The organism is Kordiimonas sp. (assembly GCF_965216265.1).
In the GTDB taxonomy this organism is placed as follows: Bacteria; Pseudomonadota; Alphaproteobacteria; order Sphingomonadales; family Kordiimonadaceae; genus Kordiimonas.
Genome location: NZ_OZ244153.1, coordinates 2,378,555 through 2,399,657 on the forward strand (window position 1 = coordinate 2,378,555; position 21,103 = coordinate 2,399,657).

The window sequence follows — 21,103 nt, forward strand, 5'->3', positions numbered from 1 at the left end:
CTCCCTTGATGCCTTCCCGCGTTAGATAGGCCCAAACGCCATGCGGGAAAGCGCGGGCGCAGCTTTTCACGGCTTGATTTTAAAGACTCGTCAGTCCACTTTAATTCTCAGGGCACGTATCGGGAGGGAAAACCCATGAAAAACTGGTTTTATGAGCAGATGGCCATGTATTCGGCTTACCACAGGGATGGCCGCAATCAGGCAACGCACCATGTTGGCGTGCCGATGATTGTGTTTTCCGTGCTGATCATCGCCTCAACCGTGCCGGTGATCACACTGGAGGCGGGCACCTTCACGCTGGCCAATATCCTCATGGGTGTGCTGCTGCTGTTTTACATTATCGCCGCGCCGCTGGTGGGCACCATTGCGGTGCTTCTATACGGCGCGCTGATGTATGCCGCCGCCATGATTGCCGCGATGGGAGATGGTGTGCCGCTCAAGGCTTTCCTCGCCCTTTTCATCATCGGTTGGATCATCCAGTTCTGGGGCCACAAATATGAAGGCCGCAAACCGGCGCTGTTTGATAACCTCTTGCAGATTTTCATGGCCCCCTCCTTCCTCATCGCCGAGGTGCTTTTCATGCTGGGGCTGGAGGAAGGGCTCAAGGCCGAGATCAAGGACCGCATGCCCAAATACCTGCCGAAAGAGGGGTAGGTTTTTTGGATTTCTGCTTTTGCGGATGACCAATTCAATAGGCACTACCAGTAATGCACAGTAGGTCGTCACTCCCGCGAAGGCGGGAGTCCAGATCAGTGGTTACAGTGGGGCTGGCTATGAAGCGATTTTATCAAAGAGGTCGAACCAATCGGGGTTTTCTTCTTCAATAAGCCATAGTTTCCAGGCCCTGTTCCATTTCTTGAGCTGCTTTTCCCGCGTTATCGCGGCAGGCATGGCCTTAAACTGTTCGAAATGAACCAGCATTTTAACACCGTATCGTTTGGTGAAACCTGACGCGGCGTCTGTTCTGTGCTCATAGATGCGCCGGACAAGGTCGGACGTCACACCAATGTAGAGCGTACCGTTCTTTTCCGATGCCAGAATATAGACAAAACCTGACTTCTGCATGTGGTGAGCGTGAGTAAAACTTAGCTTGAAATCAACGAAATTCTGGATTCCCGCCTTCGCGGGAATGACTAACAGGGGCGGGAATGACTAACAGGGGCGGGAATGACGAACAGGGGCGGAAATGACGAAACTTAAAGGTGCGGTCTTGGGTGTGTGGGAATGATGGGTTCTCAGGCTTTTCAGCCATACATGTTAAGCCGCCCATCTGGTTGAAGCGTGGGGGCCGATTGAGAACATTGTCACTCCCGCGAAGGCGGGAGTCCAGTCACCGACATCAATTGGCTTGGCTATTTCACAAATAAGGGCTGGTGAGCCACAGCAGGCGGCCTATGGCGCGGTGCAGGCGCGGGCGGGTGCGGAAGTCCTCGCGCGTCATCTCTAACGCCGCGTCTGTGCGGTCCTTCACCCAATCGGTCATGGTGCGGGCGAAACCAGCGTCATAACACTCAAGGTTAAATTCAAAGTTCAGCTTCAGGGAGCGTGCGTCCCAGTTCGAGGAGCCGAAAAACACCCAGTCTTCATCCACAATCATCAGCTTGGTATGGTCAAACGGTGGTGGTGAAAGGTAGAGGTGACAGCCTGCTTCCACCAGTTGCCGCGCGCCCGACAGCGCCGTGAGCATGAAAAACGGCAGGTTGTTTTTTGCGGGCACAATGATATCCACCTGCACGCCCCTGAGGGCTGCTTGCTTGAGGCCCACAATCAGCGCCTGCTCCGGAATGAAATAGGGCGTGATGATACGCACGCGGTTCCGCGCGCTCGTGAGCGCCGATTCCATGATCATGGCGGAGCGCTGGCGCGGCTCATCCGGCCCGTCGGGTACGGCACGCGCGATCACGCCGGGGCCGGTGGCGCCCACGGTGGGCAGCCATGTGTCTTCGTCCAGCTCTTCCTTGGCAGAGAAGGCCCAGTCGTCAGTGAAGGCGTCCATCATCTGGGTCACAATCGGCCCCTCAAGCGCGAAATGGGTGTCGCGCACGCGAGGGGTGCCGTCCTCCCGCTCCAGGTGATGTTTGCGAATGTTCATGCCACCCGCAAAACCCTTGAAGCCGTCCACCACCAGAAGCTTGCGGTGGGTGCGCAGGTTGAAAAACGCCAGCCGCCATGAAAGCCGGGCCGGGTTGAAGGTGGCGACCTTGATGCCCTTGCGCCGGAGCAGGTTTGAAACCGGTTTGAGCCCATAAAGGTTGCCAACCGCATCCACCAGCACCCGCACCTTGACCCCGCGCTCATGCGCCCGCACAAGGGCTGCAATAAAGCGCCTGCCGGCCTGGTCGGCCTGAAAGATATAGGTGGTGAGTGCAACTGTATGCTCGGCCTTGTCGATGGCGTCCACCATGGCGTCATACGCCTTGCGGCCGCCTTCAAGCGGGGTGATGCGGTTACCCAGCGTGATGGGAAGGCCCGTTACCCGACCCGCGAGGCGCGCGTGCGCCTGCCAGCGGTGCGGTGTATCGGGGTTTGCATCCAGCATTGAAGGGCCGTCAGGATCGCTGATCATGTCCCGGCGAGCGGGCAGGCCGCGGCGGGCGCGGGCGCGTTTGGCTTGCCGCTCGATACGGTTCACGCCAAACAGCATATAGAAGATGAGGCCAAAAACGGGCGCGAGCCACAAAAGCCCGATCCAGGCGACGGCGGCGCGCACATCATCGCGGGTTCTGAGCACATGCACGCTGGCGTAGATTTGCGCCAGAAATACAAAGCCCGCGATCAAAAGGCCATCAGGCCATATGGTGCCGTTCAGGTCCATATTCCCCCAAGGGCCCATGCGGGCACCTGTGTGAACTCAATTTTGAATTCTAGTGTGAACTCAATCGTGCTGTTAACAACCTTAAGCATATATATAGGGCATGTATGTGGCATTGAGAAGCAGCGCACTGATCCTCGCGCCTGTTTTTACGCTGGTTCATAGTGTCGCGGCTTTGGCCAGCCCACCGGTTTTTCTTGAGCTATCTCAGGCGATTGGCTAGCGTTGCCGCCATGACTGATGCCCATAGCCCGGATTATGACAAGAAAGCCCTCATGGGGTTAAACCTCGCGTGTACGCGGGGTGGCAGGCGCGTGTTTGAAGGGCTTTCCTTCAGCCTAGAAAGTGGCGGGCTGCTTTACTTGCGCGGGCCGAACGGCACCGGGAAATCAACTCTGTTGCGGCTGATTGCCGGGCTGACGCCAGCATGCGCAGGCACCTTGAAGTTTGGTGAGAGTGTTTGGCGGCCGGGCAGCGCCGCCGCGGAAGAGGCGGTGATATACGCGGGCCATGAGAATGCACTCAAACCCGTGCTGACGCTTCGGGAACACGCAGAATACTATGTAAAGCTGATGACCGGCAGGAGCCTGAGCGATGATGCAGCCCATGAGGCTGCAGCAGTGTTTGACCTCACCCGGCTTCTGGACCAGCCCGCGCGGTTTTTCTCAAGCGGGCAAAAACACCGCGCCAGCCTGATGCGCTTTACGCTGGTGCACCGCCCGCTTTGGCTGATGGATGAGCCTACCGTTGGGCTTGATAGTGCAAACCGCGAGGCGCTTGAGCGCCTGATGGCGGGGCACCTTGGCCGTGGCGGCATGATTGTTGCCGCGACCCATGACCCGATTGCGGTTTTGGGGACAGAGCTGAACCTCAAAGACTATCAACCCAAAATCTCTGTGGATGAGGAGATGTGGGCATGAGCGGCGGCATGAGTGCGGGCCTGATGGGCATCTTCAAAAGTGTTTGCGCGCGGGATATCCGGCTCGCATGGTCGCAGGGCGGGACCGGCACCATGGCGCTCAGCTTTTTCCTCATCGCCGTGACGCTGTTCCCTTTCGGGGTGGGGCCGGAGCCGCAAGTGCTGGCGCGTATTGCCGCCGGGGTGATCTGGGTGGTGGCGCTGCTCGCGACCCTGTTGTCGCTCGATCGGCTGTATCAGGCTGATTTTGAAGACGGCAGCCTTGAAGACCTCGCGCTTTCGCCGCTCGGGCTTTTTGGGGTGGCGGCGGCAAAAATTCTCGCGCACTGGGTGGCCACCGTGCTGCCGCTGGTGCTGCTTTCCCCCGTTCTTGGCATGCTGATGAACTTATCTGTGGACGCGTTTGGCATGCTGGTGCTGTCGCTTCTTATCGGCACACCTGCGCTTAGCTTGATTGGCAGTGTTGGTGCGGCGCTGACGGTTTCCGTGCGCCGGGGCGGGGTGCTGATGTCGCTTCTCGTGCTGCCGCTTTATGTGCCGACGCTGATTTTTGGCGTTGGTGCGATTGATGCGGCGGCGGGCATGACAGACCCATATCCGCACCTTGCTTTTCTGGGGGCGGTGACGCTTGTTTCGCTCATTATCGGGCCGGTGGCGTCGGCTGCTGCGCTCCGGCTTTCGCTCGAGTAGAGGCGCGCCACACCCATGCCACAAAAACGCGCACACTCACGCCACACATACGCCGCAGAAACGCGCACACATTTTGCCAAAGTGTGGCGTAAATTCGGGGGTGATAGCGCCCATCTGAGGCATCACGTCGCACTTGCCGCCCGGCCCGGTTCGGGATAGGTAAGGGCCATGCATAGATTCGCCAATCCAGCCCAGTTTAACCGCCTGGCAGACAAGATCCTGCCCATCGCGAAAATCGTGATGGTGCTGGCGTTTGCTTACGGCCTTTATCTGGCGCTTTTTGCGAGCCCTGAAGACTATCAGCAAGGCCAGAGTGTACGCATCATGTATGTGCATGTTCCTGCCGCCTGGATGGCCATGTTCAGCTATATGGTGGTGGCAGCGGCGAGCTTCACAGCCCTTGTGTGGCGCCATCCGCTCGCGCTTTTGGCCGGTAAGGCCGCAGCGCCGATTGGTGCGACTTTCACAGCGCTTGCGCTTATCACCGGCATGCTGTGGGGCAAGCCTATGTGGGGCACTTACTGGGTGTGGGACGGGCGGTTAACCTCGGTTCTGGTGCTGTTTTTCCTCTATCTCGGTTATATGGCGATCTGGCGTTCGATGGATGAAGAAGACAAGGGGGGGCGGGCAGCGTCTATCCTCGCGCTCGTGGGTGTGGTGAATATCCCGATCATCAAGTTTTCGGTGGATTGGTGGAACACGCTGCATCAGCCCGCAAGTGTGATGCGCATGGGTGGCCCAACGATTGACGCCGCGATGCTGTGGCCTCTCTTCACCATCGCTCTTGCCTTCAAGGCGTATTTTATTGTGGTGTTTCTCTATCGGATGAAACTGGAAATTAACCGGCGCAAGCTATCAGTACTGCGCGCTGCAGTCGTGCAAGCGTAGGAAAAGGCAGGGTTTTTGGGTGGACACACTTGATATGGGCAAACATGCTATCTTCATATGGTCCGCTTACGGGGTCACCTTTCTGGCGTTGGCCGGGCTCGCCTTTTTAAGCCTGCGCGCCCACAAGGCGGCCCTGCGGGATGTTGAGCGCCAGCGCCCAAAGCGGCAAAAGAGCAAGTAAAATGGCAGGTTTGAAAACACGAAAAAAACAGCGGCTGGTGGTCGCGTCCCTCGCGGTTTCAGCCATCGCGGGTGCAATCCTGCTGGTGATATTCGCGCTTGGTGGTGACAGCCTCAGCCTGTTCCTTCAGCCTAGCGATGTGCAGCAAAAACAAATAGTTGCAGGCAAACGCTTCCGTCTTGGCGGGCTTGTGGCCATGGGGTCTTTCGGCCGTGAAAGTGATGATCTCACCTACCGGTTCACGGTGACGGATTGCGCCGCAGACATCCCTGTTCGTTTCAGGGGCCTGCTGCCAGACCTGTTCCGCGAAGGCCAAGGCGTGGTGACGGAAGGTGCGCTCACTGCAGACGGTGTGTTCATTGCCGATACGGTGCTTGCCAAACATGATGAAAACTACGCCCCGCCGGGCACCATGCCCAAAAACGCGGAGGCCTGCACGCACCCTGAAGGCTTGAGCGATTATGAGGCGGAAACCGGCCGATGATCGCAGAACTTGGCCATTTTGCGCTGATGATTGCGCTGGCGTTTGCGCTTCTTGGTGCCGTGGTGCCACACCTTGGCCTCGCCCGCGGCAATGCGCGTTTGATTGGCTTGGCAGATAACGCGGTTGTTGGTCAGTTCATAATGGCCGTGGTGGCTTATGCGGCGCTGACCTATAGTTTCCTGAACTCTGATTTCTCAGTCTACGCGGTTGCGGCCCACTCCCACAGCGCGAAGCCGCTGCTCTATAAAATCTCAGGCGTATGGGGCAACCACGAAGGCAGCCTCATGTTCTGGGTGCTGGTGCTCACGCTGTTCGGTACCGCCGTTTCGGTCAAGGGCAAGCGTTTGCCGTTTCGCTTTCGCTCCCGCGTTTTGGCGGTGCAAAGCGCGCTGGTGCTAGGCTTCCTGCTGTTTGTGATTTTCACCAGTAATCCTTTCACCCGGCTTGATCCGGCCCCGCTGGAAGGCAACGGCCTGAACCCGCTTTTGCAGGACCCCGGCCTCGCGTTCCACCCACCCATGCTATACCTCGGTTATGTGGGCCTCTCTGTGGTTTTCTCATTCGCGGTGGCCGCGCTTATTGAGGGCGAGGTAACGCCCCTGTGGGCGCGCTGGGTACGGCCGTGGACGCTGACGGCGTGGATGTTCCTCACCGGTGGCCTCGCGCTTGGGTCTTGGTGGGCCTATTATGAGCTTGGCTGGGGTGGCTGGTGGTTCTGGGATCCGGTTGAGAACGCTGCCTTTATGCCGTGGCTTGCGGCAACAGCGCTGCTGCATAGCGCGATTGTGGTGGAAAAACGCGACGCGCTGAAAAGCTGGACCATCTTGCTGGCGATTGTGGCATTTTCCTTCTCGCTTCTTGGCACCTTCCTTGTGCGCTCAGGCGTGATCACCAGCGTGCATGCGTTTGCGAGCGACCCGGCGCGCGGTGTGTTTATCCTCGCTTTCCTTGCTGTTGTGATCGGTGGCTCGATGACCCTTTATGCCTTGCGGGCGCCAAAGCTTACACCGGGCGGGCTTTTTGGCCTTGTCAGCCGGGAAAGCGCGCTGGTGCTCAATAATGTGCTCTTGTCCACTTTCGCCGCCGTTGTGCTTGTGGGCACGCTCTATCCGCTGTTTGTGGAAGCACTTGGCGCCGGGCAACTGAGTGTTGGCCCGCCGTTTTTTGAGTATGCCGCCGCAGTACTGATGAGCCCGCTTATTGTTGCTCTTGGCATTGGCCCTTTGCTTGCGTGGAAACGGGGCCGGCTTTCCCGTGCGGCACAGATTGCGTTGCCTGCGCTTATCGTGGCGCTGGTGGGTGCGCTTGTTATTCTATGGCAAGCTGCGGGCGGTGTTGTGATGACTGCCTTCGGCCTTGGGCTTGCCATCTGGCTGCTTGCCAGTGTGCTTTTGGAAATTGCGGAACGTATCCAGCTGTTTAAAAAGCCGGGCAACGCATGGGCGCGGCTTATTAAGCTGCCGCGCGCGTCCTGGGGCATGAGCCTGGCGCATGCGGGCCTTGCGGTGATTTTGTTTGGTATCACGATCTCAGAAGCATGGACTGAAGAACACCTGATCGTTATGGCACCGGGGGAAACCACGACGGTGGCTGGGTATGATTTCACCTTTGAGGGTGTTGCCCCTGTTGCTGGCCCCAACTTTACGGCTGTGCGTGGCTTTTTTGACGTGAGCAAAAACGGCGAAGCGCTGACGACCCTGATGCCGGAAGACCGCGTTTATACCAACCCCGTGATGAACACGACGGAGGCGTCGATCTACCCGCTCATTCGTGGTGACCTGTATGCCGTTATCGGTGAAGCGGCGGGCCGGGGGCGCTGGTCGGTCCGGCTGTATTTCAAACCCTTTATCTCTGGCCTTTGGCTGGGCGCTATCATGATGATGGTGGGCGGTATTCTGTCCTTGAGCGACAGGCGCCTCCGTATCGGTGCGCCCAAGGTCGTGAAAGCAGAGGGTTAGGATATGCAGCGCTTTTTACCTCTTATAATCGTGCTTGTGCTTGTTGGTGTGTTCCTTCGAATGATGACGCTTGAAGGCCGTAACCCGAACGAGATCAAGAGCGTGCTGATCGGCAAGCCTGTGCCGGAGTTTACTCTGCCGGGCCTGCTGGAAGAGGAAGCTGATCTGACGAACGCCTATTTCAATCGCGAGGAGCCTGTGCTGGTGAACTTTTTCGCCAGCTGGTGCGTGCCTTGCCGGGCAGAACATGAAAACCTGATGAAATTGGCGCAAGAGCACGGTGTGACCATTGTGGGTGTTGCCTATAAGGACAGACATGCGGATGCGCTGGAGTTTCTTGATGAATTGGGGAACCCGTTTTCGCGCACGGCGCTGGACCGCAACGGCAGGCTCGCCATTGATTTTGGTGTGACCGGCGTGCCGGAAACCTTTGTGGTGGATGCGGACGGCATCATTACCTACCGGCACTGGGGCCCTGTGGTTGGGGACGGGCTTGAAAAAGCCATCCTTCCCGCGCTGGAGGAGGCCAGATGACCCGCATTTTTGGTGCCATACTCGCATTTCTCCTGATGTCCTTCGCGGCGTTTGCCGTGGCGGTGGACGACAGCCCGCTTGAAGACCCGGCCAAGGAAGCGGTGGCGCGGGAACTGATGAAAGAGATCAGATGTCTCGTGTGCCAGAACCAGTCGATTGAGGATTCGAACGCTGACCTCGCGCGGGATCTCAGGCAGGTCGTGCGGGAACGCATCGCCCTTGGTGATACGCCTGATAATGTGCGTGCCTATCTGGTCGACCGGTACGGAGATTGGGTACTGTTGGAGCCACCGGTGAAGCCGGAAACCTATTTTCTTTGGGGTTCCCCGTTCTTTTTCCTCCTTATTGTGGCCTATCTGATTCTCCGCCGCCGTAGCCCCAAAGCAGGGCCTAAACCCTTGAGCGCTCAGGAGCAGGCTGAACTGCAGGCCGTGTTAGACGAGAAGGAGCGCGAGCAATGATCTGGCTTCTCCTTGGTGTGTTGCTCATAGGTGCCGTGGCGCTTCTGTTCCGCAAGCCACAATCAGGTGCGACGGGTATCGATTCGGTCGGGCATTTCAAAGCACAGCTTGGCGAGCTGGAGGCAGATCAGGCACGCGGTTTGATTGACGACAAGGATGCCGCTGCCGCGAAGGTGGAGATTGAGCGCCGTCTGTTGCGCCGGTCAAAAGAAGGCGGCCCGCAGGCGGTGACGGACGGTGGTATGCGAGCCGTTATACCATACGCGGCGTTTGTGTTTTTGATATCCGCCACGATCTATTTTGTCATGGGGCGGCCAGATTTGCCCGCGAAACCCGGGTTTATTGCCAATAATCGCCAGATGCTGGTCGAAGAAGGTGGGCCTACCTACGGTGAAGCCTTGCGCGCGATCGAGAGCCATCTGGAAGATGCGCCCGATGATGTGCGCGGTTGGGATGTGTTGGCAAAATCCGCTCGGGCCATTCGTGACTATTCCCTTGCTGCCAATGCGTTTGCAGAGCTTGCGCGGCTTGAACCCAAGGAGCCAAAATGGCGGGTGCAGCAGCTGGAGGCCATGATGGGCATGGCAGACGGGCAGATTACGCCAGCGGCCCGGCTTGTGCTCGCGCGGTTGATGAGCGATGAACCAAACCACCCGGCAGGACAATATTATATGGGCCTTGCTTACTTCCAGGCAGACGACGAGGACAAGGCGCGAGCAGTGTGGCTCGCACTTGCGGACCGCTCACCGGCTGACGCGCCGTGGATGGCACCGTTGCGCGAACGACTGACAGTACTTGGTGAAAAACTGCCGTCGATTAGTGACGAGGAAATGGCGGCAGTCGCGGCCATGAGCGATGAGGACCGGGAAGCCTTCATCAAACAAATGATTGAACGGCTGGCGGCGCGGCTTGAAGCAAACCCGGGCGATGTAGACGGCTGGATGATGCTGGCCCGCTCGCAGCTCTCAATGGGGGACCGGGAAAGCGCGATTGCGGCGCTTGAACGTGGTATTGCCCTGGTGGACGAGGCTGACAAGCCCACATTGAAAGCGTTTCTTGACAATGTGAGGGCTAACCCCGATCTTTAAGACTCTGGTGAGGATTGCATATTATTATGCCATACTGAACCCGATCAACAGGCCCGAAGAACTCGTCGGCCTCAACCCAGCGCTTAAAAAGCCAGAATGTATAGTTCAGTGATCCTTGGCGATGGTTGAAATCAACTCAAATGCTTCAGGTCTCCGTGCACAGTTGCAAGCGCAGCTACAGTCGGATACTGCCCGGCGCACAGCACGCGCAAGTGAAGATCAGGCGCAGCGTCCGCAGGATGTTGTCTCAAAGCGTGTCGATGAGCGCATTGGTGAGCGTAGTGAAGCAAACCGGCAGGCACCGGCGCAGCGGTCAAGCCGCAGCAATGATCTCTCAAATTCAAGAGAGCTTGTCGCAGCGGAAGAACGTGTCAATCAGCTGAATGCCAACAACCGTGAAGCTCCGATCGGGCGGACCTCTCAGCAAGCATCAAGCGGGCGTAATATCCCGCTTGGGCAAATTGTCGATATTCGGGTTTAGCCTATAAGGCCTTCGATGACAGTGCGTGCAGCCACTATTGGCTGGACGTTTTTAGCGCGTGCGCTAGGTTTAGCTCATGGCAAACGCACCCGGCATCCCCGATCATTTTCACCGCAAGGTTCCAGAAGGCGACGAGCGCGAGCGGCTTGTCTGCAAAAGCTGTGGCTTCATTCACTATGAAAACCCGCGCATTATAGCGGGCGCCGTTGTTGAGCACGACGGCAAGATCCTTTTGTGCAAACGCGCCATATACCCGCAGAAAGGCCGATGGACCATTCCGGCAGGTTTTATGGAGCTGGGCGAAACGCCGGAAGAAGGCGCCATACGCGAAACCTATGAGGAAGCAACGGCCCGCATTCGTATCACAGACCTGTTGGCGGTCTATTCCGTCACGCATATCAGCCAAGTGCATATGATGTACCGCGCAACGCTCGAGAGCCCGGAATTTTCACCGGGGTCGGAGAGCCTTGAGGTTGGCTTGTTCGCATGGGATGAAATACCGTGGGATGATCTTGCATTCCCAAGCGTGCACTGGGTGCTGGGGCACTACCGGCAGGTGGAAGGGCAAACCAATTTCGCGCCCTTCACCAACCCTAAGCCCTAAACGTCGCCGCCCTTCTCATCCTCGTCAGGCATATATTTCATCATCATCGGCATTTGCGCCATGATGAAGACAAAGGTCGCGCCCATATAGCCGAAGGTTTTGAAGTTCACCCAGAAGTCTGTGCTCTGCGTGCGCCAGATCAGCTCGTTCACCACGGCCATCACCACCAGAAACGCGACATAATTGCGGGTAAATTTACGCCAGCCTTCGTCGTCCATCTCGAACGCCAGTTCCATCACCATCTTGATATAAAGCCGCCCGGTCATGAGCCCGAACAGGAGCACGGCGGCGATCAGGCCGTTGACGACGGTAAGCTTCATTTTCACGAAGGTTTCGTCTTGCAGGTAAAGAGTTAAGCCGCCCATCACCATGACGATCACAAAAGTGACCTTGAGCATGGGCGCAACGCTGCCTGTGATCACGCGGGAGGCGATCATGGCGATAACACTGGCCACCATGAAGGTGCCGGTGGCGAGGTAGATATCCCCAAGTTTGAAGCTGGCGAAAAACACAATCAAGGGGCCAAAGTCGATGGCGAGTTTCACCAGAGGGGATGTTGCTTTTTTATCAGCCATTGTGGTCACAAAACCTTTACTGGTAGGGTTTCCGGCCTTTCCGCACTTGCTGCATAAGATATGCCGTGGCTAGATGGCGGCCCTACCGAAACTACATTATCGGAAACCTGTTATGCTGCACCTTCTCAAGGATCGCAACTTTCTCTTCTACTGGCTTGGCCAATTTGTCTCTGTGATCGGAGATCATGTGAGCATGCTGGCCTTCCCGTGGCTGGTGTTGCAACTTACCGGAAGTGAGCTTTTGATGGGGCTGGTATTTGCGGCGCAGGGCTTGCCGCGTGCGGCGCTGATGCTTTGGGGCGGTGCCCTTGTTGACCGCACGAATCCCCGTTCTGTGATGTTATGGACGAACCTTCTGCGGCTTATCCTTGTGATGGCGCTGTCATATCTCCTTTATATCGATTCCGTGACCATTGAAGTTGTGTTTGCCATGGCTATTGCCTTTGGTCTCGCGGACGCTTTCTTCTATCCGGCGACAACATCCATGGTGCCGAGCCTTGTGAAGGGCGAAGACCTGCAAACAGGTAACTCGCTTGTGCAAACCAGCATGTGGCTGGGGGTTATTATTGGCCCGGTGATTGCTGGCGTGGTTATCGCGGGCGAAGCCACGACGGTGAGCCACGCGCCACAGGAAGCGGGTGGCAGTTTTAATGAGGACCGCTTGGGCATCGCGCGGGCCTTCTTCCTCGACGGGCTGACCTTTGCGTTTTCATACCTCACGCTTCTGTTCGTTCGGGCCAGAACCTATGAGAAGGACGAAGGTGAGGCTGGTCAGTCCATGGCATCAGCCATTATGCAGGCCATAAAGTGGGTGTGGGCAAACCCGTCTGTTCGGCTGGGTTTTATTGGTATCGCCATTCTGGAGATGTTTTTTCAGGCACCCATCTTTATCGGGCTGCCCGCGCTTGCGGACCTGCGCTTTGAAGAAGGCGCTTATGTCTATGGGCTCGAAATCGCAGCTTATGGCAGTGGTGCACTTCTGGGTGCGATTGCAGGCGGTATGCTCAAGTGGCCCAGGCCAGAGAATGTCGTGCGGGTGATGTTCCTCATTTTTACTTTCTCAGGTGCCACCATCGGCCTCATCGTGCTGTACCCACCCTATTGGTGGGCGATGCTGGTGTTTTTCATTGCGGGCTGCGGCGATAGTTATATCTGGGTGCATTTCACCACTTTCTTGCAGAAAGCAACGCCCGAAAAGCTGCTCGGCCGGGTGATGAGCATCCTGATGTTCATGTCCGTGGGGTTGTTGCCAATCGCCAGCATCATCGCTGGTTTTGCCTTTGAATGGAATTTGGAACTGTCGCTGATGATTGCGTCCGGCGTCCTTGTGGTCTCCTGTCTTTTGGCAGCGGCGCATCCTTATGCTAAAGCAAAGGAAATTACAGGAAGCACTGAGCCAAAAGCGGCGGGAGAGTAGGGCGTATGCGTGGGTATTTTGGTGTTGGCATTGATGGAGCCTCCAAAGAAGGCAATATGGGGAACCTGATCCGCACAGCCCACGCCTTTGGTGCATCTTTTGCGTTTGCGGTTAACCCGCGTGTGGTGGCGCACTCAGGCGAGGTTGTCACGGCGGATTTTGCAGACACCAGTAAAACCCACACTCAGATCCCGTTTTATAATTATGAGAGTGCGGCAGAGGTGGACGTGCCGCAAGGCTGCCAACTGGTGGGTGTTGAGATCACGGATGACGCCGTGGACCTGCCAAGCTTTCGCCACCCAACCCGCGCGGTGTATGTGCTGGGGGCGGAACGGGTAAGCCTGAGCGACGAGATGATCGCCAGATGCGCCCATGTGATCAAAATCCCGACAAAGTTCAGTCTTAACGTGGCGACAGCCGGTGCTATAGTCATGTATGACAGGTTAAGGGTTTTGGGTGGATATGCGGAACGACCCGTTATGGCGGGGCAAGCGCCTATTGAGAAGGCGGCGCATGTACACGGTGGCCGCTTTAGCCGACTGGAGCGCCGTGCGCGGCGCGGCGAGACCGAGTAATCGCAAGGTAATGCGAAAAGGGGGCTTCTATAGCCCAAAGGGACAAAAACGAGGACCGTATGCGACTTTCTTTTTTGCTCATCAGTGTGTTGGCAGCATCCTGTGTTTTGAGTGCAAGCGCCGAAGCTCAGGGAAAACCGAGGCTGCTCGGCAGTTATAGGGATTGGGACGCCATGACCGGCACAGACGGTAGTGGCGGAAAAACCTGCTACATCATCTCCAGCCCGAAAAAGAGCGTGGCCAGCAAGCGCAATGCAACACGCGGCCAGATTTATATGACGGTCACCCACCGGCCTGCGTTTGGGGTCACGGGTGAGGTTAACGCTGTGGTGGGTTACCCGATCCGCCGGGGCAGCGAAGCCAATATCTCAATCGATGGCAGGCATCAGTTCCAGTTCTTCACCGAAGGGCCGGGCGCCTGGGCGTATGACCCGAAGGAAGATGCTGCGGCCGTAAGCGCCATGAAGGCGGGGGTAAACCTGATTGTGAAAGCCACCAGCCAGCGCGGCACCGACACAACTGATACCTATTCGCTCTCCGGCTTTACAGCGGCTTATAATGCCATTTCAAAAGCCTGCCGGTAACAGGGGATGGAAATGCTGAAGCGCGCCTTTGTTGCGGGTGTAATGGCTTTAAGTCCCGCGAGCGCGTCGGCTGAGGGGGTGAAGCTATGCCATATCGCGAACTCGGGCTTTCTGGCTGAAGGCCGCATGAGCGCTGTGCTTTTTGATGCGGCGCGGCTTGTTGATACCTATGACGGTGATTATGCGATGCCGAGCAGGGGACTGGTGGACGATATGATCCATGGCCGCGGTGCGTTTGAGCATGTGACGCTCGCGCTTGTCAGCCACAACCATAATGACCATTTTGACCCCGTTGGTACTTTGAAGCACCTCAGGGGCAACAAGCGTGTGCACTATGTTATGCCACCCGAAGCGTTTGAAATGCTCAACCACCTAACGGAAGACGAGGCCGCGAGGGTGCATGTTGTGCTGCCAGATTGGGACGCAGGGCCGGTTACCAACCAGTTTGGTGATGTGACGGTGGAGGCCTACCGAGTAAGCCACGGCGAGGGTGGCCCGCAAAATATCGGCTACCGGGTGTCGCTTGACGGTGTGCGCATTTTCCACACCGGCGATATCGCTGCTGACAAGGAAAGCCTTACCCGGGCAGGGCTCAGGCAAACCGAAGCCGATGTGATGCTTATGCCTTTCTGGTACGGCCTGAATAACGCTGAGCAGAACGAAGCGATCCTGAGCGCGTGGCAGGTTGGCACTATGGTGCCCATGCATTTTGCGCCCATGGAAGAGCGCTGGATGCAGGAATACGGCGGTTTTGACATGCTGATAAAGCACGTACACGACCAGTGGCCCAATTCCCGCAAGGTGCTGGGTGAGATGGCGTGTGAAAGCTTTAGTGCTAACTAGTTGTATGAATGCACGGTATGTGTTGTCCTGACACAACAAGAGGGGGGACACATGACACGATTGATTTCATTATTGACTGTTGGCTGCATGCTTATGGTTGTCGCGCCAGTTTGGGCAGAGGACGAGCATCCGTCATATGTTGGCGTTTATAAAAAAACGGCCGAGGACAAGGCCGCGATAGAGAAGGTGATCTCGGATTTCCAACGTGCGATCCGCGATAAAGACAAAGAGCTCCTTAAGTCGCTTTTCATGCACGAAGATATTCTCTTCATCTCCCCGCCCACGCAGGATGTGATCGATATGGTGCGAGAGCGTGACGCTGACTTCATGAGAAGTCATCCGTCCCAACAGGCGAACATCACGCTCGGTTTCATGATCACTGAAGATCAGGACAATGAAGAGCGCTTCTATAACGTGGAGATCAAGCAGGATGGCACCTTTGCCCTCGTGCATTTCGACTATGATTTTGTAACCGACGGCACGCCGACCAACTACGGCTTTGAAGTGTGGAATATGTTCAAGATTGATGGCGATTGGCGGATTGCCAGCGTGACCTGGTCTTATAATCCGCTAACGAAGTAACCTATAGAGTCAGTATTTTTCCGACCCAACCGGCTTCTGCGTTTGTTGCGTAAACAATGGCCTCTCGCGTGTCGTCGATTACCGCAACCTGCTTACCGCCCGGTGCCCAGATCGCACTGCCGCCCGGTGGGATGTAATCACCGCTTTTGGTGGCGTAGTTCGAGAGCATTACGGCCATCTTGTGGTCGCGCGCATACCCTTCCAGCATCTTGGCTTCGCGGTTATACCCTGTCTCGGTTATCAGCGCGCTGGCGGCATAGAGATCCGCCCCGCTTTCAGCGACGCGCGCTATGTGGCTCGGATGATTGAGATCGGCGCAGATGGCGAGGCCGAGCTTTACGTCTTTATGTTCAACTAGCCCCACCTTGTCGTCGGGCTGGAAGTAGGGTGCTTCGCTATCATGCACATGTACCTTGTGGTAGGCTTCAGGCTCAGCGCCACCAAGAATAACCGAGCCCAGATAGGGTTTCCCAGAGGACGCCTTGAGCGGCATGCCAACCATCACGCGCATATTATGCTGGGCAGCCAGGCTCTGGAGCGGGTGGAACATTGGGTCATCCGGCGTGGTTTGCAGCTCTTTCGCCAGATCCATCTCATAGCCGGTGACGGAAAGTTCCGGAAACACCAGAAAATCCACGCCCGCGCCTGCAGCAAGCTCTGTCATGCGCATATGGGTATTGAGGTTGGCGCTTATATCCCCGCGCTTTGCAGCATATTGTGCGGCGGCGATGGTGTATCCATAAGGTATGGGCATGGCTGAAAATCCTGAGCAAAAGCATCTGTGCAAACCATATGAAGGCGCACCTTTAGGGTCAATCACCCTTCTTTACAACTTGGCGTGAGGGGCGTATAAGCCGCGCCATATTAACCCGCACCGTGGTGGAACGCCGTGGTTGCCCGAAACGCCCTGGCGCCGAGCTGCAAACGGCAAAAGGCAGGAGTATAAAGATGCAGATTACCCCGAACGGCCACGAGCCGATCGTTTCCCCACGCGTTGACGCCCCCGCTGGCAAGCTGAATATCCTTGGTCTTGATCGGGCCGAGCTTAAAGCCGCTATTGCCGAGATTGGCGTGCCCGAAAAGCAGGTGAAAATGCGCTCGAGCCAGGTTTGGCACTGGGTCTACCACCGAGGTGTTACCTCGTTTGATGATATGAGCAATGTCTCAAAAGACGTGCGGGCAAAGCTCGCAGAGCATTTCATCATTGAGCGCCCCGAGATTGTGGAAGCACAATATTCAAACGACGGTACGCGCAAGTACCTCATCCGCTTTGCGGACGGTAACGAGGCTGAGACGGTTTATATCCCCGAGGAAGACCGCGGCACGCTTTGTATTTCAAGCCAGGTTGGCTGTACGCTTAACTGCAAGTTTTGCCATACGGGTACCATGCGCCTTGTGCGGAACCTGACGGCGGCAGAAATTGTGGCGCAGATGATGATCGCGCGCGACGACCTTGGCGAATGGGAGAACCCGACCGTCGGACGGCGCGTGACCAACATCGTGATGATGGGCATGGGTGAGCCGCTTTATAACTTCGACAATGTGAAAAAAGCGCTTGAGATCGTGATGGATGAAGAGGGTATCCAGCTTTCCCGTCGCCGTATCACGCTGTCCACCTCCGGTGTGGTGCCACACATGGAACGCTGTGGGCACGAAATTGGCGTGAACCTGGCGGTGAGCCTGCATGCGGTGCGCGATGAAGTGCGTAGCGAGATCATGCCGATCAACAAAAAATACGGCCTCGATGAAGTGCTAAAGGCGTGTGCGAACTATCCCGGTGCGCACAATGCGCGGCGTATCACTTTTGAGTATGCCATGCTGAAGGGCGTGAACGATAGCGACGCGGACGCCCGCGAGCTTGTGCGCCTTATCCGCAAATACAAGCTACCCGCAAAGGTAAACCTCATTCCGTTCAACCCATGGCCGGGTACAGCGTATGAGTGTTCCGAGTGGGACCAGATCCAGCGCTTTTCCGACCTCGTTTATGAAGGTGGTATCTCTGCGCCCATCCGCACCCCACGGGGGCGGGATATCATGGCGGCGTGCGGCCAGCTTAAATCAGCGTCTGAGAAAAAATCGAAAGCTCAGCTGGAGCGGGAAGCCGCTATGGCGGCAGACGCGATGGTCGTCACTAAACCACACCATACCTCTACAGGCCTTACTTGACGGGACCGAGTCGCTGCTTAACCGCGACCACCACCAAACAGTGCCAGCAGGGTCTGTGGTTCCCTGTTGGCGATGTTGAGGGCGAGGATGCCAAGCTGTTCCTTGATCTGGGCGGCTTGCAGGTCTGCGGCGGTGCGCGCAAGGTCCGCGTCCACCAAACGGCCGATGCCTTCCTCGATCACATTATGCAGCTTGTTGGTAAATTCCTTCTGGATCTCAAGCCTGCGAGATGCGGTGCCAAAGTGCGAAAGCGCGGTATTGACGTTCTTGATCGAGTTCTCAAGCTCCTCCATCGTGTAATCAGAATCGTCCGTAAGCGTGATAAGCGCGCCGCCAAAGGACAGGTTCTGGTGGTCAAAATCCAGCGTTTCTGAGCCGTCTGAATTCGCGAGCGCGCTGATGATGTCACTGCCCTGGTCGATCAGGTTGGTGCCATTGAAGTTTGCGCTTGAGATGATGGTTTTGATCTGCTCACGGTACGCATCAAGGTCGCGGGTGTATGCATTGGCTGCACTCTCGTCACCGTTTTTCTGCGCATTCAACAGCGAGGCCATCTTGCCTTTCATCTCGATCAGCAGGTCAGACACGCTTTCTGTTGCCACTACGGCGACGTCAACGGCTACCGTTGCGGTATCGATGCTTTTGATGGTTGCGCTCAGGCCAGCAAGATCGCCGCGCATACGCTGGGCGATCGAATATGTTGCTGCGTCATCTTTGATGGAGCCGACTTTATAGCCGGTAGCAATGCGTTCCTGCAGCGTCTGAAGCCATTTGTGGTTGGCTTCAAGATTGCGAAGGGCTGAAAGGGCACCCGCATTTGTGTTCACGCTCAGCATTGCCAGTTACTCTAGCTTTCCTAGTCCACGCATTTTGCGCGGTCACTCCTTTTGAGTGATGTATCCAAGCAATGTACCACTAACTGTTGAAATAAAGAATATGCACTTTTAGCCTATAGTCAGCGGTAGGTTGAGACTCCCTTGAGGACAGCACCAGACCGACAGGACCTGGTGCTGCGTGGGCCTCAGGCTTCCGATTTTTTAAGGGCAATCTCGGCCTTTTTTATGAAACGCCAGACCTCCGGCGAGAAAGGAGCTTCAGGGCCATCGGCTGGCCAGTCATCCAAATTATCGTATAACTTGGCGGCGCTGCCTGCAAGTTTGGGGTCAATGTCATAGATGGCCTGTGTCATCTTGTTCCATTCCTGCACTACGGTGAGGGCTTCTTCGCTTGCGGGGTCTGCGCCCCTCGCGACCAGCGCTTCGGTTCTGGCAATCAAGGCTGGCCACGCAGCTTCATGTGCTTTTACAATCTCATCGGGCACAGCGTCTTTTGCTGCGCGCCAACGTTTCTGTTCTTCCTCTGTGTAGAATTTGTTCCACACTTTTTTCCACTTTTCCTCGCTCACAGCATGTTCTCCCATTTTGATGATATGACAAAGTGTGGACAAGGAGACGTTGCTATCGTCTTGCAACCGCTCAAGGGCCGCGCTGACCGCTTCATGAGCGGTGCGGATGCGCTCGGCTTCCGTTCTCAGCATGGCCTCCTGAACCTGCAGGATCTGCGTGGCATTTAGCGTAGACCCTTTGGTCATGGCCTGAATATCCCGAAGTGTGAAACCCGCCTTCTTAAGCAGTTGGATCTGCTGCAGGCGTAGAATATCGCTGTAGCGATAGGCTCGCTGTCGTGCCTCGGTCCTCACGGGTTTCATCAGCCCCTTCGTTTCATAAAAGCGGAGGGCTCGTTCACTTACGCCTGAGCGTTTTGCCAATTCACCAATAGATAAGGTCTGCATACCATCTCCTTGTCCAACACCCTGTCTCTGGGGCCTGACGTAACGTCAGGGGCAAGGCCTTTTTCCAAATTATTTTCCGAGCAGTGCTTCAGCCAGTGTTTCAGGCATGGCTAAATTAGTTTTTCTGCGCTAAGCCCATAAAAAATAACAACGCCAAAGCGATTGACCGCACGCCTCGCCCTCTTATACTCGCCTGCGCTAACGCATTACCGGAGTTTCCTTATGTCGGATCAAGTTAAAAAAGTTGTGCTTGCCTATTCAGGCGGGCTTGATACCTCCATCATCCTCAAGTGGCTGCAGGTCACTTATGGTTGCGAAGTGGTGACTTTCACCGCAGACCTCGGCCAGGGCGAGGAGCTTGAACCGGCACGACGAAAAGCGGAAATGCTCGGTATCAAAGAGATTTACATTGAAGACCTGCGCGAAGACTTTGTTGAAAACTACGTCTTCCCCATGTTCCGTGCCAATACGGTTTATGAGGGCATGTACCTCCTGGGTACATCCATCGCGCGGCCATTGATTTCCAAGAGGCAGATTGAGATCGCCCGGGAAGTGGGTGCCGATGCGGTTTGCCATGGTGCCACCGGGAAGGGTAATGATCAGGTTCGGTTTGAGCTTGGCTATTATGCACTCAACCCTGACATCAAGGTGATTGCACCTTGGCGGGAGTGGGACCTGCATAGCCGCACGGATCTTCTGAACTTTGCAGAGCAACACCAAATTCCTGTGCCAAAAGACAAACGCGGCGAAGCCCCGTTCAGCGTGGACGCAAACCTGTTGCACACCTCAAGTGAAGGTAAAGCGCTGGAGGACCCATGGGTCGCGGCGGAAGAATATGTCTACGCCCGTACCGATGACCCGCTTACGGCGCCGGACACACCAGAATATATTGAGGTTGAGTTCAAGCGCGGGGACGCGGTTGGCATCAACGGCGTGGCAATGAGCCCCGCTACGCTGCTGACAGCCTTGAACGATTACGGTAAAAAGCATGGTATTGGCCGACTTGACCTTCTCGAGAACCGCTTTGTGGGCATGAAATCGCGCGGCATTTATGAAACGCCGGGCGGTACCATCCTGCTATCCGCACACCGGGGTATTGAGCAGATCACACTCGACCGCGGTGCCATGCACCTCAAGGACGAGATCATGCCCAAGTATGCGGAGCTGATTTATAACGGTTTCTGGTTCTCACCCGAGCGGGAAATGATGCAAGCCCTGATCGACAAGAGCCAGGAGCATGTGGAGGGCACCGTGCGCCTGATGCTTTATAAGGGCGGTGTTCATGTGGTTGGCCGCAAGAGCCCGAAAAGCCTTTATTCCATGGAGCATGTGACCTTTGAGGCGGATAGCGTTTATGACCAGCGCGACGCACAGGGCTTTATCAAGTTGAATGCGCTGAGGCTGCAACTGCTCAAGCGCCGCGGCAAGGTGCCGGAACCACCTGCCTACGAATAAGGCTTTCTGAGAGA

At 56.4% G+C, this 21,103-nt stretch carries 25 protein-coding genes; 19 read left to right on the forward strand and 6 right to left on the reverse strand.

Translation table 11 applies throughout. From position 1 onward, the window contains the following. The first annotated feature begins 135 nt into the window (after window positions 1–135). Window positions 136–654, forward strand: a complete 519-nt coding sequence (locus tag ACOOGA_RS10945) for a DUF962 domain-containing protein (RefSeq protein WP_417459544.1) — start codon at window positions 136–138, stop codon at window positions 652–654. 117 nt (window positions 655–771) lie between these two features. On the opposite strand, the gene ACOOGA_RS10950 is transcribed toward ACOOGA_RS10945, so the two are convergent. Both ACOOGA_RS10950 and ACOOGA_RS10955 read right to left on the reverse strand, forming a co-directional pair. Next, window positions 772–1,065: a GIY-YIG nuclease family protein gene (locus ACOOGA_RS10950; RefSeq protein ID WP_417459545.1), complete on the reverse strand. Its 294-nt coding sequence runs from the start codon at window positions 1,063–1,065 to the stop codon at window positions 772–774. Window positions 1,066–1,357: 292 nt separating this feature from the next. Then, window positions 1,358–2,833 carry a phospholipase D-like domain-containing protein gene (locus tag ACOOGA_RS10955; RefSeq protein ID WP_417459546.1) on the reverse strand — a complete coding sequence of 492 codons (1,476 nt, stop codon included), beginning with the start codon at window positions 2,831–2,833 and terminating at the stop codon, window positions 1,358–1,360. Between the two features lie 212 nt (window positions 2,834–3,045). Here ACOOGA_RS10955 and ccmA point away from each other — a divergent pair, with 212 nt between their 5' ends. From ccmA to ACOOGA_RS11010, 11 genes are all read left to right on the forward strand, one after another. Further along, window positions 3,046–3,732: a heme ABC exporter ATP-binding protein CcmA gene (gene ccmA / locus ACOOGA_RS10960; RefSeq protein ID WP_417459547.1), complete on the forward strand. Its 687-nt coding sequence runs from the start codon at window positions 3,046–3,048 to the stop codon at window positions 3,730–3,732. A gap of 23 nt (window positions 3,733–3,755) precedes the next feature. Next, window positions 3,756–4,421, forward strand: a complete 666-nt coding sequence (gene ccmB, locus ACOOGA_RS10965; RefSeq protein WP_417460076.1) for a heme exporter protein CcmB — start codon at window positions 3,756–3,758, stop codon at window positions 4,419–4,421. Between the two features lie 168 nt (window positions 4,422–4,589). Beyond that, window positions 4,590–5,309, forward strand: a complete 720-nt coding sequence (locus ACOOGA_RS10970; protein WP_417459548.1) for a heme ABC transporter permease — start codon at window positions 4,590–4,592, stop codon at window positions 5,307–5,309. 19 nt (window positions 5,310–5,328) lie between these two features. Beyond that, a complete protein-coding gene (gene ccmD / locus ACOOGA_RS10975) occupies window positions 5,329–5,490 on the forward strand; it encodes a heme exporter protein CcmD (protein ID WP_417459549.1) in 162 nt (53 codons plus the stop codon). Between the two features lies 1 nt (window position 5,491). Next, window positions 5,492–5,974, forward strand: a complete 483-nt coding sequence (gene ccmE / locus ACOOGA_RS10980; RefSeq protein ID WP_417459550.1) for a cytochrome c maturation protein CcmE — start codon at window positions 5,492–5,494, stop codon at window positions 5,972–5,974. Beyond that, window positions 5,971–7,932 (forward strand): heme lyase CcmF/NrfE family subunit, encoded by a 1,962-nt coding sequence (locus ACOOGA_RS10985; RefSeq protein WP_417459551.1) that lies wholly within the window; start codon window positions 5,971–5,973, stop codon window positions 7,930–7,932. Before ccmE ends, ACOOGA_RS10985 begins: the two co-directional genes overlap by 4 nt. Window positions 7,933–7,935: 3 nt before the next feature. Beyond that, window positions 7,936–8,466: a DsbE family thiol:disulfide interchange protein gene (locus ACOOGA_RS10990; RefSeq protein WP_417459552.1), complete on the forward strand. Its 531-nt coding sequence runs from the start codon at window positions 7,936–7,938 to the stop codon at window positions 8,464–8,466. Beyond that, window positions 8,463–8,927: a cytochrome c-type biogenesis protein CcmH gene (locus ACOOGA_RS10995; protein ID WP_417459553.1), complete on the forward strand. Its 465-nt coding sequence runs from the start codon at window positions 8,463–8,465 to the stop codon at window positions 8,925–8,927. The genes ACOOGA_RS10990 and ACOOGA_RS10995 overlap by 4 nt, the downstream gene beginning before the upstream one ends. Next, window positions 8,924–10,015, forward strand: coding sequence for a c-type cytochrome biogenesis protein CcmI (ccmI, locus tag ACOOGA_RS11000; protein WP_417459554.1), 1,092 nt, complete (start codon window positions 8,924–8,926; stop codon window positions 10,013–10,015). Before ACOOGA_RS10995 ends, ccmI begins: the two co-directional genes overlap by 4 nt. A gap of 115 nt (window positions 10,016–10,130) precedes the next feature. Then, entirely contained in the window at window positions 10,131–10,496 is a 366-nt protein-coding gene (locus ACOOGA_RS11005) for a hypothetical protein (RefSeq protein WP_420428706.1), read from the forward strand. A 76-nt stretch (window positions 10,497–10,572) separates the two neighbouring features. Then, on the forward strand, window positions 10,573–11,100 hold the full coding sequence (locus ACOOGA_RS11010; RefSeq protein WP_417459556.1) for an NUDIX hydrolase: 528 nt from the start codon (window positions 10,573–10,575) through the stop codon (window positions 11,098–11,100). Here the strand turns inward: ACOOGA_RS11010 and ACOOGA_RS11015 are convergent. Next, window positions 11,097–11,675: a septation protein A gene (locus ACOOGA_RS11015; RefSeq protein WP_417459557.1), complete on the reverse strand. Its 579-nt coding sequence runs from the start codon at window positions 11,673–11,675 to the stop codon at window positions 11,097–11,099. The genes ACOOGA_RS11010 and ACOOGA_RS11015 overlap by 4 nt on opposite strands. A gap of 112 nt (window positions 11,676–11,787) precedes the next feature. On the opposite strand from ACOOGA_RS11015, the gene ACOOGA_RS11020 reads away from it, so the two are divergent. The 5 genes from ACOOGA_RS11020 to ACOOGA_RS11040 are packed head-to-tail and all read left to right on the forward strand — an operon-like array spanning window position 11,788 to window position 15,676. After that, window positions 11,788–13,092 carry an MFS transporter gene (locus ACOOGA_RS11020; protein ID WP_417459558.1) on the forward strand — a complete coding sequence of 435 codons (1,305 nt, stop codon included), beginning with the start codon at window positions 11,788–11,790 and terminating at the stop codon, window positions 13,090–13,092. 5 nt (window positions 13,093–13,097) lie between these two features. Further along, window positions 13,098–13,667, forward strand: a complete 570-nt coding sequence (locus ACOOGA_RS11025; RefSeq protein WP_417459559.1) for an RNA methyltransferase — start codon at window positions 13,098–13,100, stop codon at window positions 13,665–13,667. Window positions 13,668–13,726: 59 nt separating this feature from the next. Continuing rightward, entirely contained in the window at window positions 13,727–14,251 is a 525-nt protein-coding gene (locus ACOOGA_RS11030; RefSeq protein WP_417459560.1) for an invasion associated locus B family protein, read from the forward strand. A gap of 12 nt (window positions 14,252–14,263) precedes the next feature. After that, window positions 14,264–15,094 (forward strand): MBL fold metallo-hydrolase, encoded by an 831-nt coding sequence (locus ACOOGA_RS11035; RefSeq protein WP_417459561.1) that lies wholly within the window; start codon window positions 14,264–14,266, stop codon window positions 15,092–15,094. 51 nt (window positions 15,095–15,145) lie between these two features. After that, window positions 15,146–15,676, forward strand: a complete 531-nt coding sequence (locus ACOOGA_RS11040; RefSeq protein ID WP_417459562.1) for a YybH family protein — start codon at window positions 15,146–15,148, stop codon at window positions 15,674–15,676. A 1-nt stretch (window position 15,677) separates the two neighbouring features. On the opposite strand, the gene ACOOGA_RS11045 is transcribed toward ACOOGA_RS11040, so the two are convergent. After that, entirely contained in the window at window positions 15,678–16,430 is a 753-nt protein-coding gene (locus tag ACOOGA_RS11045; RefSeq protein ID WP_417459563.1) for a carbon-nitrogen hydrolase family protein, read from the reverse strand. Window positions 16,431–16,624: 194 nt separating this feature from the next. Here ACOOGA_RS11045 and rlmN point away from each other — a divergent pair, with 194 nt between their 5' ends. Continuing rightward, a complete protein-coding gene (gene rlmN / locus ACOOGA_RS11050; protein ID WP_417459564.1) occupies window positions 16,625–17,842 on the forward strand; it encodes a 23S rRNA (adenine(2503)-C(2))-methyltransferase RlmN in 1,218 nt (405 codons plus the stop codon). 17 nt (window positions 17,843–17,859) lie between these two features. Here the strand turns inward: rlmN and ACOOGA_RS11055 are convergent, their stop codons facing one another. After that, on the reverse strand, window positions 17,860–18,678 hold the full coding sequence (locus ACOOGA_RS11055; RefSeq protein WP_417459565.1) for a flagellin: 819 nt from the start codon (window positions 18,676–18,678) through the stop codon (window positions 17,860–17,862). A 185-nt stretch (window positions 18,679–18,863) separates the two neighbouring features. Next, on the reverse strand, window positions 18,864–19,634 hold the full coding sequence (locus tag ACOOGA_RS11060; RefSeq protein ID WP_417459566.1) for a MerR family transcriptional regulator: 771 nt from the start codon (window positions 19,632–19,634) through the stop codon (window positions 18,864–18,866). Between the two features lie 222 nt (window positions 19,635–19,856). Between ACOOGA_RS11060 and ACOOGA_RS11065 the strand changes: the two genes are divergently transcribed. Beyond that, window positions 19,857–21,089 (forward strand): argininosuccinate synthase, encoded by a 1,233-nt coding sequence (locus tag ACOOGA_RS11065; protein ID WP_417459567.1) that lies wholly within the window; start codon window positions 19,857–19,859, stop codon window positions 21,087–21,089. Window positions 21,090–21,103: the final 14 nt, after the last annotated feature.